Source organism: Streptomyces sp. NPDC015139 (assembly GCF_043079785.1).
Taxonomy (GTDB): Bacteria; Actinomycetota; Actinomycetes; order Streptomycetales; family Streptomycetaceae; genus Streptomyces; species Streptomyces albidocamelliae.
In genome coordinates this window covers 336,766-348,482 of sequence record NZ_JBIBUW010000009.1, presented here as the reverse complement: position 1 = coordinate 348,482, position 11,717 = coordinate 336,766, and the positions used below count along the sequence as shown (strand labels likewise).

10 protein-coding genes are annotated in these 11,717 nt (G+C 72.9%); 7 read left to right on the top strand and 3 right to left on the bottom strand.

Features of this window, described 5'->3' with window-relative positions; all coding sequences use genetic code 11:
- Window positions 1-131 precede the first annotated feature (131 nt).
- Window positions 132-1,583 (top strand): WGR domain-containing protein, encoded by a 1,452-nt coding sequence (locus tag ACF08B_RS25330; protein WP_392319528.1) that lies wholly within the window; start codon window positions 132-134, stop codon window positions 1,581-1,583.
- 18 nt (window positions 1,584-1,601) lie between these two features.
- Here the strand turns inward: ACF08B_RS25330 and ACF08B_RS25325 are convergent, their stop codons facing one another.
- Both ACF08B_RS25325 and ACF08B_RS25320 read right to left on the bottom strand, forming a co-directional pair.
- Window positions 1,602-3,185, bottom strand: coding sequence for a glycerol-3-phosphate dehydrogenase/oxidase (locus ACF08B_RS25325; protein WP_392319527.1), 1,584 nt, complete (start codon window positions 3,183-3,185; stop codon window positions 1,602-1,604).
- A complete protein-coding gene (locus ACF08B_RS25320; protein WP_073890666.1) occupies window positions 3,182-3,781 on the bottom strand; it encodes a TetR/AcrR family transcriptional regulator in 600 nt (199 codons plus the stop codon). The genes ACF08B_RS25325 and ACF08B_RS25320 overlap by 4 nt, the downstream gene beginning before the upstream one ends.
- Window positions 3,782-3,888: 107 nt before the next feature.
- On the opposite strand from ACF08B_RS25320, the gene ACF08B_RS25315 reads away from it, so the two are divergent.
- The 3 genes from ACF08B_RS25315 to ACF08B_RS25305 all read left to right on the top strand — a co-directional run bounded on the left by ACF08B_RS25315 (window position 3,889) and on the right by ACF08B_RS25305 (window position 6,883).
- Window positions 3,889-5,481 (top strand): FAD-binding oxidoreductase, encoded by a 1,593-nt coding sequence (locus tag ACF08B_RS25315; RefSeq protein ID WP_392319526.1) that lies wholly within the window; start codon window positions 3,889-3,891, stop codon window positions 5,479-5,481.
- A gap of 34 nt (window positions 5,482-5,515) precedes the next feature.
- The gene (locus ACF08B_RS25310; RefSeq protein ID WP_392319525.1) at window positions 5,516-6,397 is read left to right on the top strand and encodes a YegS/Rv2252/BmrU family lipid kinase; all 882 of its coding nucleotides are present in this window, start codon (window positions 5,516-5,518) and stop codon (window positions 6,395-6,397) included.
- A gap of 108 nt (window positions 6,398-6,505) precedes the next feature.
- Window positions 6,506-6,883, top strand: a complete 378-nt coding sequence (locus ACF08B_RS25305) for an NUDIX hydrolase (RefSeq protein ID WP_392319524.1) — start codon at window positions 6,506-6,508, stop codon at window positions 6,881-6,883.
- Between the two features lie 22 nt (window positions 6,884-6,905).
- Here the strand turns inward: ACF08B_RS25305 and ACF08B_RS25300 are convergent, their stop codons facing one another.
- Window positions 6,906-7,277 (bottom strand): thioesterase family protein, encoded by a 372-nt coding sequence (locus ACF08B_RS25300; protein ID WP_392319523.1) that lies wholly within the window; start codon window positions 7,275-7,277, stop codon window positions 6,906-6,908.
- Window positions 7,278-7,436: 159 nt separating this feature from the next.
- On the opposite strand from ACF08B_RS25300, the gene ACF08B_RS25295 reads away from it, so the two are divergent.
- The 3 genes from ACF08B_RS25295 to ACF08B_RS25285 all read left to right on the top strand — a co-directional run bounded on the left by ACF08B_RS25295 (window position 7,437) and on the right by ACF08B_RS25285 (window position 11,631).
- Window positions 7,437-7,898, top strand: coding sequence for a nuclear transport factor 2 family protein (locus ACF08B_RS25295; protein WP_392319522.1), 462 nt, complete (start codon window positions 7,437-7,439; stop codon window positions 7,896-7,898).
- Between the two features lie 156 nt (window positions 7,899-8,054).
- Window positions 8,055-8,990, top strand: a complete 936-nt coding sequence (locus ACF08B_RS25290; RefSeq protein ID WP_392319521.1) for a Dyp-type peroxidase — start codon at window positions 8,055-8,057, stop codon at window positions 8,988-8,990.
- Between the two features lie 136 nt (window positions 8,991-9,126).
- The gene (locus tag ACF08B_RS25285) at window positions 9,127-11,631 is read left to right on the top strand and encodes an ATP-dependent Clp protease ATP-binding subunit (RefSeq protein ID WP_392319520.1); all 2,505 of its coding nucleotides are present in this window, start codon (window positions 9,127-9,129) and stop codon (window positions 11,629-11,631) included.
- Window positions 11,632-11,717: the final 86 nt, after the last annotated feature.

Genomic DNA, 11,717 nt, shown 5'->3' with positions numbered 1-11,717 from the left:
CCGCCGGTGCGGGCCCGCCGGCGCCCCACGGACGGGCCGTCGGCGGGGCGTTGTCAGTGGCTCCCCTTACGGTTCTCGGCAGTGGGGACCTGCCGGAACGGCCGCGGGTCCGTCCTGGGGAGGGGTCTGCCATGTCCGCGGCGTCCGTGGTGTCGACGACGTATCTGGAGCTGTCACAGGAGGGCGACGGCGCCCACAAGTTCTACGAAGTGACCGTCGACGGCCAGACGGTGACGGTGCGGTACGGACGGATAGGCGCGGCCGGGCAGACGCAGACGACGACGTTCCCGACCGTCGACAGGGCGCGGGCCGCCGCCGCGAAGAAGGTGGGGGAGAAGGTCCGCAAGGGGTACGCCCCCGCCGTCCAGGGGCAGCGCGCCCCGCGTTCGGTGACCCGCCGTCAGGTCAGCTCCGCTCCGTCCACCGCCCGTGCCGTGGCACCGGTCCTATGGCGGTTCCGCACGGGCTCCGCGGCCTTCGGCATCCACGTCGACGACCAGCACTGCTGGGTGGGCAACCAGGCCGGCGACGTCTACACCCTGGACCACGAGGGCTCGGTGCGCGCCCGGTTCACCCTGCCGGACGGCGTGAAGTGCCTCGTCGCGGACGACTTCTGGATCTACGCGGGCTGCGACGACGGCAAGGTCTACGACCTCTCCTCGAAGCTCCCGTTCGCCGCGTACGACATCGCCGCCGACGTCGACATCTTCTGGCTGGACATCCACGAGGGCATCCTGAACGTCTCGGACCGTGAGGGCCGGCTCACGGTGATCGACCACGAGGACGAACACCAGTGGGCCCGCCGCAGCCGGGGTGAGCACGCCTGGATGGTCCGTGCCGACGACCGGGCCGTCTACCACGGCCACCAGTCGGGCGTCACGGCCTACGCCCCGGACGGCGGCGGCGAGTTGTGGCACAGCGCCACCCGGGGCGGTGTGCTCTTCGGCTGGCAGGAGGACGACGCGGTGTACGCGGGCACCGCCCACCGCGTGGTCCAGCGGCTGTCCAAGACGAACGGCGCCATCGAGGCGACGTACGCCTGCGACAGCGCGGTGTACTCCTGTGCCACCTCGCCCGGTGGACGTTTCGTCTTCGCCGGTGACGCGGCCTCGTCCGTCTACTGCTTCGACCGCGACGGCACGCGGCTGTGGAAGCTCGGCACGGGCGGCGGTTCGGCGCTGTCGATGCAGTACCGCGACGAGCGGCTCTACCTGGTGACCACGGACGGCTCGCTGGTGTGCGTGGACGCGAGCGAGGCGGCCGTCACCGCGGCCCAGCAGGGCACCGTGCCGGTCGTCCGGGACGTCAAGCTCGCCGCCGCGCTGCCGACCTACGCGCCCGCGACCGCCGTGGCGGCGGTGGCCACCGTGGCCCAGGCACCCGCCGGGGCGGTCGTGGTCGAGTGCGTCCAGGAGTTCGGCCGACTCCGCGTCCACGTGCTGTCCGACGGCTACGACACCTCGTGGAACGTCCAGTTCCCCCGCGCGATACGCGAGCCCGGCGCGCGCTACGTCGTCGACGCCCTGCACCCCGCGGCAGGCGGCTTCTACCGCGTCCGAGGCGACATCCGCCGCCTGCTGTGACGAGCCGTCCCCGGTGGCTCAGGACCGCGCGGTCGTCGCCCGGTCCAGGGTCTCGCGGGCCGTGGTGAGCACCTCGGCGCGGTCCGCCGGGACCAGGCCGATGCGGGTGCGGCGGTCCAGGAGGTCGGACTCGTCGAGTGCGCCCTCGTGCAGGACCGCCCAGAGGAGTTCCGCCCGGGTGACGGGGTGGCCGGGCAGCACCGGCTCGGCGAGGGACGGATCCCCGGCCGCGAGTTCCTGGACGGCGGCGGCCTCGGTGCCGTAGCGGCGGACCAGACGGTGCGGCACGGGCAGGGCCCGCAGCCGCTCGGGCGCGGCGGCGCCGACCAGCGGCAGCCCGGCCGTGGGGGAGGGAGCGGCGCTCAGCCCCCGGGCGGCGGTGGCGGCGTCCACGGCGTCCTGGGCCATCCGCCGGTAGGTGGTGAGCTTGCCGCCGACCACCGTGGTGACGCCGTCGGGTGAGGTGAGCACCGCGTGCCGGCGGGAGATGTCGGAGGTCCGGGCGGGTGCTCCCGCGGACCCGTCGTGCCCGGAGGTGTCCAGCAGGGGGCGCAGACCGGCGAAGGCGCCCACGACGTCCTCCCGGGAGACGGGTGTGTCCAGGGCCGAACCGAGCACGTCCAGCAGGAAGCCGATGTCGGTCTCGGGGACCTCCGGCACGTCGGGTATCCCGCCCTCGACCGGCTCGTCGGTGAGTCCGACGTACACCCGGCCGTCGCCCTGGGGCAGGACCAGCACGAAGCGGTTGGTCTCGCCGGGGATGGGGATGTGCAGGCCGGCGGGCAGGTCGCCGAGCCGCTCGGAGCGCAGGACCAGATGGGTGCCGCGGGAGGGGCGGATGCGGATGCCGTCGACGAGGCCGTCCGCCCACACACCGGCGGCGTTGATCACGGCACGGGCCCTGATCTCGCCCTCCTCGCCGGTCAGTTCGTCGCGGACGCGGGCGCCCGTACCGGTCAGCTCCAGCACCCTGACCCGGGTGAGCACCCGGGCGCCGTGCGCGGCGGCCGTCCGGGCCAGGGCGGTCACCAGCCGGGCGTCGTCCGTCACCTTGCCGTCCCAGGACAGCAGACCGCCCCGCAGGCCCGCCGCACGCACCGACGGCGCCAGGTGCCGTGCCTCCGTCGCCGACAGGCGGCGCGGCGCGGGCAGCACCTGCCGCGGAGTCCGGGCCGCCAGCCGCAGCATGTCCCCGGCCCGGAACCCGGCCCAGGCGAGCGAGGCCTGGGCCCTGGAGACCAGCGGTGTCAGCGGCAGCACGAACGGCTGCGCGGCCACCAGATGCGGAGCCGTACGGGTCATCAGCACCCCGCGTTCGACGGCGCTCTCGTGCGCCACGTCGAGCTGCGCGGAAGCCAGGTAGCGCAGCCCGCCGTGGATGAGCTTGGAGCTCCATCGGGACGTGCCGAAGGCCAGGTCGTGCGCGTCCACCGCGACGACGTCCAGTCCGCGGGCGGCCGCGTCCAGGGCGGCGCCGGCTCCGGTGGCGCCGAGGCCGACGACCAGGACGTCGGCCACCCGGCCGTCCGCGGCCTCGGCCAGTTCCCGGATCCGGCGGGGTGCGCTGAGGGACGAGCCGGGTGCGGCCTCGGTGTGGCTCATGGCGTGAGGGTCCTCTCCAGGAGGGTGCGCAGTTCACCGAGGAAGGCGGCGGAGTCCAGCTCCGGATCGTCCTCGTCGGTCATCGTGCGCAGGGACAGGGTGAAGGACTGCACGGTCAACAGCAGGGCGCGGGCCTGCCGTTCGGTGTGGCCGGGGCGCACGGAGCCGTCCGCGTGCCCCTCGCGCAGCGCGTCGGCCAGCAGCGCCAGCAGCGCTTCCTGGCTCGCTCCGCGACGGTCGAGGACGTAGGGGAGCAGCAGTTCCGGATCGACGTCCACGATCTTGCGGAAGAGGGGGTGCGCCCGGAACGCCTCGATCCCGGCCACCAGCCCGTCCACGATCCGGCCGCGCGTGCCGGTGCCCGGTGTCGCCGGGGGGATCGCGCGGGAGGCCACGTCGATCCACTCGCGGGTCATCAGGTCGCCCACCAGGGTGCGCAGGTCCGGCCAGCGCCGGTACAGCGTCATCCGGGAGACGCCGGCGCGGCGGGCCACGTCGGCGAGCGTGGTGCGGCGCACGCCGACGGCCAGTACGCAGTCGCGCACCGCGTCGAGCACATGATCGCTGTCCGAACCGTTGTGACGAATAGGCGTCATGTGTCACAGTGTAACGCCCTGGGGGTCGGACGGAAGCGGCCGAGGTCCCGGGACGGCAGCCGAGCCGCGCGAAACCGAGCACACCGACCTGTGAGGACGACCGTTCAATGGACATGCTGTGGAACGGCTGGGGCGACCCGGCGAAGGCGGCACCGCTGCCCGACTCGGTGACGGGACTGCTGCGCGACATGCTCGGCGTCAAGCCGCGCACCACCCCCTCGCTCACCCTGGAGGACATCGGCCTGCCCGCCGACACGGCCGATCCCGCCGCCCTGAAGGCCCTTGCCGAAGCCGTGGGCGGCGAGGCGTACGTCCGCACGGACGGGGAGAGCCGCATCCGGCACACCCGCGGCAAGTCCACGCCCGACCTGCTGCGCATCCGCGCCGGCGACTTCTCTGACCTCCCGCGCGCCGTGGTCCTGCCCGGCTCCCACGACGAGGTCCTCGCCGTACTGCGCGCCTGCTCCGCCCACGCACTGGCCGTGGTGCCCTTCGGCGGCGGCACGTCCGTGGTCGGCGGCCTCGCCCCCGAGCGCAGCGCCTTCGTCGCCCTCGACCTGCGCCGTATGAGCGGCCTGCTGGAGCTGGACCCGGTCTCGCGGACCGCCGTCCTCCAGCCCGGCCTGCGCGCCCCCGAGGCCGAGGCGCTGCTCGCCGAGCACGGGTTCACCCTCGGACACTTCCCGCAGTCCTTCGAGTGGGCCACCATCGGCGGCTTCGCCGCGGCACGCTCCAGCGGGCAGGCCTCCGCCGGATACGGCCGTTTCGACGAGATGGTGCTCGGTCTGACACTCGCCACCCCCGAGGGCACCATCGAGACCGGCCGCGCCCCGCGCTCCGCCGCCGGACCCGACCTGCGCCAGCTGATCCTCGGCTCGGAGGGCGCGTTCGGCGTCATCACCTCCGTCACCGTGCGGATCCGCCCGGTGCCCGAGGTGCGCGTCTACGAGGGCTGGCGGTTCGCGTCGTTCGAGGAGGGAGCCGCGGCACTGCGCCGGCTCGCCCAGGACGGACCCCGCCCGACCGTGCTGCGCCTGTCCGACGAGGTCGAGACGCTCATCGGCCTGGCACAGCCCGACGCCATCGGGGCCGGACTGACCCAGGGCGACGCCGGCTGCATGGCGATCACCGGTTACGAGGGCACCGCCGAGGACACCGCCCTGCGCCGCGAGCAGGCGGCCGCCGTCCTGACCGCGTGCGGTGGCACCCTCGTCGGCACCGAGCCCGGCGAGCGCTGGGCCCACGGCCGCTACTCCGCGCCGTACCTGCGCGACTCCCTGCTCGAGGTCGGCGCCTTCGCCGAGACCCTGGAGACCGCGGCCTTCTGGTCCCGCATCCCCGAGCTGTACGCGGCCGTCCGCACCGCGCTCACGGACACCCTCACCCAGGCCGGCACCCCGCCCCTGGTGATGTGCCACATTTCCCACGTGTACGAGAACGGCGCCTCGCTGTACTTCACGGTCGTCAGCGCCCAGGGCGAGGACCCGGTGGCCCACTGGGAACCGGCCAAGCACGCGGCCAACGAAGCCCTGCTCGCCGCCGGCGGCACCATCTCCCACCACCACGGGGTCGGCACCGACCACCGGGACTGGTACGTCCGCGAGGCCGGCCCGCTCGGCATCTCGGCCCTGCGCGCCGTGAAACGACGACTCGACCCCGAGGGACTGCTCAACCCCGGCGTCCTGCTGCCCACCGACTGATCCCACCGACCCGCCCGCCCCGAAAGGCACACCGATGCGACAGTTCACCGCCGTCGTCAACCCCACAGCGGGCGGCTCCACCGGGGCGGCCACCCTGCTCCAGCTCGCCCGGCTGCTCCGCGAGGCAGGGGCCGAGCTGGACACGGAGTACAGCCACAGCCTCGCCCACGCCCAGGACATCGCCGTCCGGGCGGGGGAACGCGGCCGGATCGTCCTCGCCGTCGGCGGCGACGGGATCGCCGGCGGCATCGGCGGTGCGCTGAGCGGCACCGGCACGGTCCTGGGCCTCGTACCGGCCGGACGCGGCAACGACTTCGCCCGGGCACTGGACCTGCCGGCCGACCCCGCCGCACTCGCCCGCATCCTGCTGCACGCGGAACCCCGGGCGGTCGACACCATCGAGGTGGAGTCGGCCGTCCACCCGCGCACCGTCGTCCTCGGCAGCGTGTACGCCGGGGTCGACGCGGTGGCCAACCGGCACGCCAACGACGCCCGTCTGCTGCGTGGCTCCGCCTCGTACTACGCGGGCGGCCTGCGTGCGGTCACCACCTGGCGGGCGGCCGACTACCGCGTCACCGTCGACGGCGAGGAGCACACCCACCGCGGCTACACCGTCGTCGCGGCCAACTCCCCCTACTACGGCTCCGGCCGGCTCATCGCCCCCGACGCGAAGGTCGACGACGGGCTGCTCGACATCGTGATGATCCGGGAGGCGCCACGCCGGCTCTTCTTCACCCTCATGAACGAGCTCAGGACGGGCGAACACGTCCGCCGCCCCGAGGTGCGCGTCCTGCGCGGCAAGGAGATCCGCGTCGAGGCGTCCCGGCCCGTCCCGTACGGCGCCGACGGCGAGGTGGAGGCCACCCTGCCGGTCACCCTGCGGGTGCGCCCCGCCGATCTGCCGGTGCTGTACTGACGGCACGCCCGAAGCGCGGTGCGACGGACCCCGGTACAGGTGCGTCGCGGCGCGCCCCTGGGTAGGGGGAGAGCACCTGGCAGGTGGCCGGGGGAGGGAAGGCCGGTCATGACGCGGGAACACGGAGAGGGCGCGGTGCAGGCACTCGTCCTGTACGACGGACGAGTGCTGCTGGTACGCCCGGGCGACGGGTGGGAACTGCCGTCCGGCACCCCGCAACCGGCCGAGTCGGCGCAGGCCACCGCCGCGCGCGTCGTCTACGAGCTCACCGGCTACCTCGTCGACGGCACGGAGACGCTGGGACCGCACGACAGCGCACGGGCGGACGAGGCGCCGGCCGTGGTGTGCCAACTGCTGAGCGAGGCACCGTCGGACGGCGCACGCCTCGCCCCGGAGCGGCTGCGCTGGGCCGCCATCGCGGACACCGCCGGCACCCCTCTGCCGAGGGCCGTACGCACCTATCTCCAGGGGCACACACCGGTGTGACGGCACCGGTTCGCGGGCCGGATCACCGGTCGGCCGCCGGATGGGGCAGGCTCGCGAGGAACCGCTGGCGGCCGACGATCTCCCGGTCGATCTCGCCCGTGGCGACCAGCCGGCCGGAGTCGTCGACGGCCCGCACCGAGAAGGTGAGCCGCCGCCCCGCCACGGAGGACGGGGGCTCGGCGAACACCTCCACCCGGCCGCCCACGGGCGTGGCGCGTAGATGCTCGATACGGATCGCCGTACCGACGGTGGTCCGGCCCGGTTCGGTGAAGGGCGCGGCGGCCTCCACGGTCGCCGCCTCCAGCCATGCGATCAGCTTCGGGGTGGCGAGGACGGGTACGTCGCCGCTGCCGGCGGCCACGGCGGTGTCGGCGTCGGTCACTTGACGGAACATCCGATCACACTAGCGACAGGACATCCTCCGGCGGTGTCGGCGCTCCGGTCCGCACGAATACCCGGCGAATACGTACGGAACGAGCGCGGGCGTCGGCGCGCGGCAACCCCGGAAGCACCGCCTTGACCTCAAGCGGACTTGAGGTAGGACGCTCTCGGCATGACCACGCAGACGGACCACACGGAGATCAGCATGCTCGTCGACCGGCTCTTCCGGTTGCTCGACGACCGGGAGCTCGCACCGGAGCGGGCCCGCGACTTCTTCACCGACGACGCGCTCATGGAGACCCCCGTGGGAGTGTCCCGGGGAGCCGAGTCCCTCCCTGCCGCCGAGGAGGCGCTCGCACGCTTCGACCGCACTCAGCACATGGCCTCCGGGATCGTCACCGACGCGGACGCCACGGCGGAACGGGCCACCGCCTCCTGGAACGCCCTGATGACCCACGTCCACCACGAGGAGACGCTCCGCCGGCGTGGCAGCGGCGCCGACCCCCTGTTCACGGTGGGCGGCCGGTTCGAGGCCGAACTCCGCCGCACCCCCGACGGCTGGCGCTTCAGCCGCCTCGTGGTCCGGCCGATCTGGACGCAGGGGCAGCCGCCCCCGGGCGTCGCCCCCCGGTGACCCGGTGACCCGGAGCCCGGCCGGGCCGCCCGACCTGCTGAGTCGGCCCCGCCGGGCCATGCTGGTGCGGTAGGGGCGAACCGGGGCGGCATGCGTCCGGGAGGCCCCGACACCGACAGCCCGGTGCCGGAGAGCCCGATGAGGAGGCACACGCCCGTGCTCGAGCCGCAGCCCGTCGTCGTCCCGCCCGCCCGGGCCGCCGTGTTCCTCGTCGCCACGATCGCACCGGACGGTGAGGACACCGTCCGGGACCTGCTGGAGGACGTCTCGGGCCTGCGCCGCTCCGTGGCCTTCCGCGCCCCCGACATGGAACTGAGCTGTGTCGTCGGCATCGGATCGGCGGCCTGGGACCGGCTCTTCAGCGGCCCACGCCCGCGGGAGCTACACCCCTTCACCGACCTGCTGGGACCGCGCCACCAGGCCCGGGGTACCCCCGCCGACCTTCTCTTCCACGTCCGCGCCCAGCGCATGGACCTCTGCTTCGAACTCGCGCGGCTGCTGGGGGAGCGGCTCGGCGGGGCGGCCACCGTCGTCGACGAGGTGCACGGCTTCAAGTTCTTCGACGAGCGCGATCTGCTCGGATTCGTGGACGGCAGCGAGAACCCCGAGGGCGGTCTCGCCGACGACGCGGTGTTCATCGGCGACGAGGACGCGGACTTCCGCGGGGGCAGCTATGTGATCGTCCAGAAGTACCTGCACGACATGGCCGCCTGGAACGCCCTGACCGCCGACGAGCAGGAGAAGGTCATCGGGCGCACGAAGCAGGCCAACGTCGAACTCCCCGACGAGGTGAAGCCCGACGACTCCCACGTCGCGCTCAACACCATCACCGACGAGGACGGGAACGAACGCAAGATCGTCCGGGAGAACATGCCGTTCGGGAACATCGCACAGGGCGAGTTCGGCACCTACTTCATCGGGTACGCCCGCACTCCGGACGTCACCGAGGAAATGCTGCGGAACATGTTCCTCGGCAGGCGGCCGGGCCGGCACGACCGGATCCTCGACTTCTCCGTCCCGGTCACCGGCGGTCTCTTCCACGTACCGACCCTCACCTTCCTCGACGACCTGCCCGCACCCCCGCGGTCCTGAGCCCCGCGGAAGGCCCGACCGGGGCGGCTGCCCTCCGCTTGCGAGGCACTCTGCGCGGGGGTTCAGTGAGGTACGGACCCCCTCGCGAACCCCCGTCGCGGACCCCTTCGCGCCCCCTCGCGCATCTGGAGCTGTCATGTCGATGTCGTTCGGCGCACCGTTCGGTTCCTCGGATCCGTTCAGTGAGATGTTCAACCGCTTCTTCGGCATGTCGCCCGCGTCCTCGCCGCCGGCGGTGCAGCGTGTGCCCATCGGACGACTGCTGACCGAGTCGTCGCAGGAACTGCTCGGCCTCGCCGCCCAGCGGGCCGTGGAGGACGGCACGACCGATCTCGACACCGAGCACCTGCTCTGGGCGGCCACACAGGTCGACCCGTCGCGCAGGCTCCTCATCCAGGTCGGCGTGGACCCCGACTCGCTGGCCTCCGAGATCGCGAAGATCCTGCCGCGCGAGTCCGGCGAGCCCTCCGCGCAGCCCGGCCTCACCCCGGCGGCCAAGCGCACCCTGAGCGCCGCCTTCGCCCACAGCCAGGCGTCCGGCGTGTCCTACATCGGCCCCGAGCACATCCTGGGCGCCCTGCTCGGCGACAGGGACACCGGCGCGTCCCGGCTGCTGCAGGCCGAGGGCGTGGACACCAAGCGCGTCGCGGGCCTGGCCGAGCAGACGGCACGCGGCGACGCACCGGCCGCGGAGCGCAAGCAGCCGGCCACGACCCTGGACGAGTACGGCCGCGACCTGACCGACGAGGCGAAGGCGGGCAGGCTCGACCCCGTCGTGGGCCGCTCCGACGAGATCGAGCAGACCGTCGAGATCCTCTCCCGCCGCTCCAAGAACAACCCCGTGCTGATCGGTGAACCCGGAGTCGGGAAGACCGCCATCGTCGAGGGCCTGGCACAGCGCATCGTGGCGGGAGAGGTCCCCGAGAGCCTGAAGAACAAGCGGGTGGTCGCCCTGGACCTGTCGGGCATGGTGGCCGGCGCGCAGTACCGCGGGCAGTTCGAGGAACGTCTGAAGAAGGTCATCGAGGACGTCCAGGCGGCCAGCGGCGAGATCATCCTGTTCATCGACGAACTGCACACCGTCGTCGGGGCCGGAGCCACCGGCGAGGGCGCCATGGACGCGGGCAACATGCTCAAGCCGGCGCTCGCGCGCGGTGAACTCCATGTCGTCGGTGCCACGACCATCGACGAGTACCGCCGGTACATCGAGAAGGACGCCGCCCTGGAGCGCCGGTTCCAGCCCGTGATGGTCCCCGAGCCGACCGTCGAGGAGACGGTGCAGATCCTCGAAGGCCTGCGCGACTCCTACGAGGCGCACCACCAGGTCCGCTTCGACGACGGGGCGTTGGCGGCCGCGGCCGAACTGTCCGACCGCTACGTCACCGACCGGTTCCTGCCCGACAAGGCGATCGACGTGATGGACCAGGCCGGCGCCCGGGTGCGGCTGCGCAGCGCGGGCCGCTCCACGGAGATCGTCAGCCGCGAGGACCGCATCGCCAAACTCCGCCGGGAACTCGAACAGGCCGTGACCGCCGAGGACTTCGAGAAGGCGTCGGAGCTGAAGCGGGAGATCGCCGAGGTGGAGGGCGAACTGGCCGGCATCGAGGAGCGCCGGGAGGGTGTCGTCTCGGTCACGGCCGCCGACATCGCGGACGTCGTCTCCCGCCGCACGGGCATCCCCGTCTCCCAGCTCACCGCCAGTGAGAAGGAGAAGCTCCTCAAGCTCGAGGACGAGATGCACGACCGGATCGTCGGCCAGGACGAGGCGGTCACCGCCGTCTCGCAGGCCGTACGACGCAACCGCGCCGGCATGGGCGACCCGAACCGCCCCGTGGGATCGTTCCTGTTCCTCGGCCCGACCGGGGTCGGCAAGACCGAACTCGCCAAGACCCTCGCCTCCCTGCTGTTCGGCGACGAGGACCGCATGATCCGCTTCGACATGAGCGAGTTCCAGGAGAAGCACACCGTGGCCCGGCTCGTCGGCGCCCCTCCCGGATACGTCGGCTACGAGGAGGCGGGCCAGCTCACCGAGAAGGTGCGCCGCCAGCCCTACAGCGTGGTGCTGTTCGACGAGGTGGAGAAGGCCCACCCCGACATCTTCAACACGCTGCTGCAGATCCTCGACGACGGCCGCCTGACCGACGCCCAGGGCCGTACCGTCGACTTCCGGCACTGCGTCATCATCATGACGTCGAACATCGGCGCGCACCGCATCCTCGACCACAAGGGTGACGTGTCCGAACTCAAGGACGCGCTGATGGAGGACCTGCGGGGCCGGTTCCTGCCGGAATTCCTCAACCGCATCGACGACATCATCATCTTCCACAGCCTGACCGAGGACGACCTGGGCGAGATCGTCGACCACCTGCTGGACATGAGCAAGCGCAAGGTGCGCGCCCAGGGCCTGCACCTGGAGGTCACGGAGGCCGCCAAGAAGCTCCTCATCGCGCACGGCCATCAGCCCGAGTTCGGTGCCCGCCCGCTGCGCCGTACCATCCAGGCGGAACTCGACAACCGCATCGCCACCCTGCTCCTCGGCGGCGAGGCGGACCCGGGGGACACGATCGTCGCCGATGTGCGGGACGACTCGCTGCACTGCATCGTCCGGAAGCCCGAGGCCGGCGACCGCGAAGAGGGCTGAGGCGGACGGCGCGCCGGTTCACTCCCGGGTGGTCCCTGCCCGGGGTGTCGGTCCCCGCCGGGGGCGCCGAGGTGTCGGTTGAGGTG

Excerpts from the sequence above, each read along its gene's own strand:
- ACF08B_RS25325 (WP_392319527.1), bottom strand. The coding sequence starts at position 3,185 with ATGAGCCACACCGAGGCCGCACCCGGCTCGTCCCTCAGCGCACCCCGC.
- ACF08B_RS25330 (WP_392319528.1), top strand. The coding sequence starts at position 132 with ATGTCCGCGGCGTCCGTGGTGTCGACGACGTATCTGGAGCTGTCACAG.
- ACF08B_RS25285 (WP_392319520.1), top strand. The coding sequence starts at position 9,127 with ATGTCGATGTCGTTCGGCGCACCGTTCGGTTCCTCGGATCCGTTCAGT.
- ACF08B_RS25310 (WP_392319525.1), top strand. The coding sequence starts at position 5,516 with ATGCGACAGTTCACCGCCGTCGTCAACCCCACAGCGGGCGGCTCCACC.
- ACF08B_RS25300 (WP_392319523.1), bottom strand. The coding sequence starts at position 7,277 with ATGTTCCGTCAAGTGACCGACGCCGACACCGCCGTGGCCGCCGGCAGC.
- ACF08B_RS25305 (WP_392319524.1), top strand. The coding sequence starts at position 6,506 with ATGACGCGGGAACACGGAGAGGGCGCGGTGCAGGCACTCGTCCTGTAC.
- ACF08B_RS25315 (WP_392319526.1), top strand. The coding sequence starts at position 3,889 with ATGGACATGCTGTGGAACGGCTGGGGCGACCCGGCGAAGGCGGCACCG.
- ACF08B_RS25295 (WP_392319522.1), top strand. The coding sequence starts at position 7,437 with ATGACCACGCAGACGGACCACACGGAGATCAGCATGCTCGTCGACCGG.
- ACF08B_RS25320 (WP_073890666.1), bottom strand. The coding sequence starts at position 3,781 with ATGACGCCTATTCGTCACAACGGTTCGGACAGCGATCATGTGCTCGAC.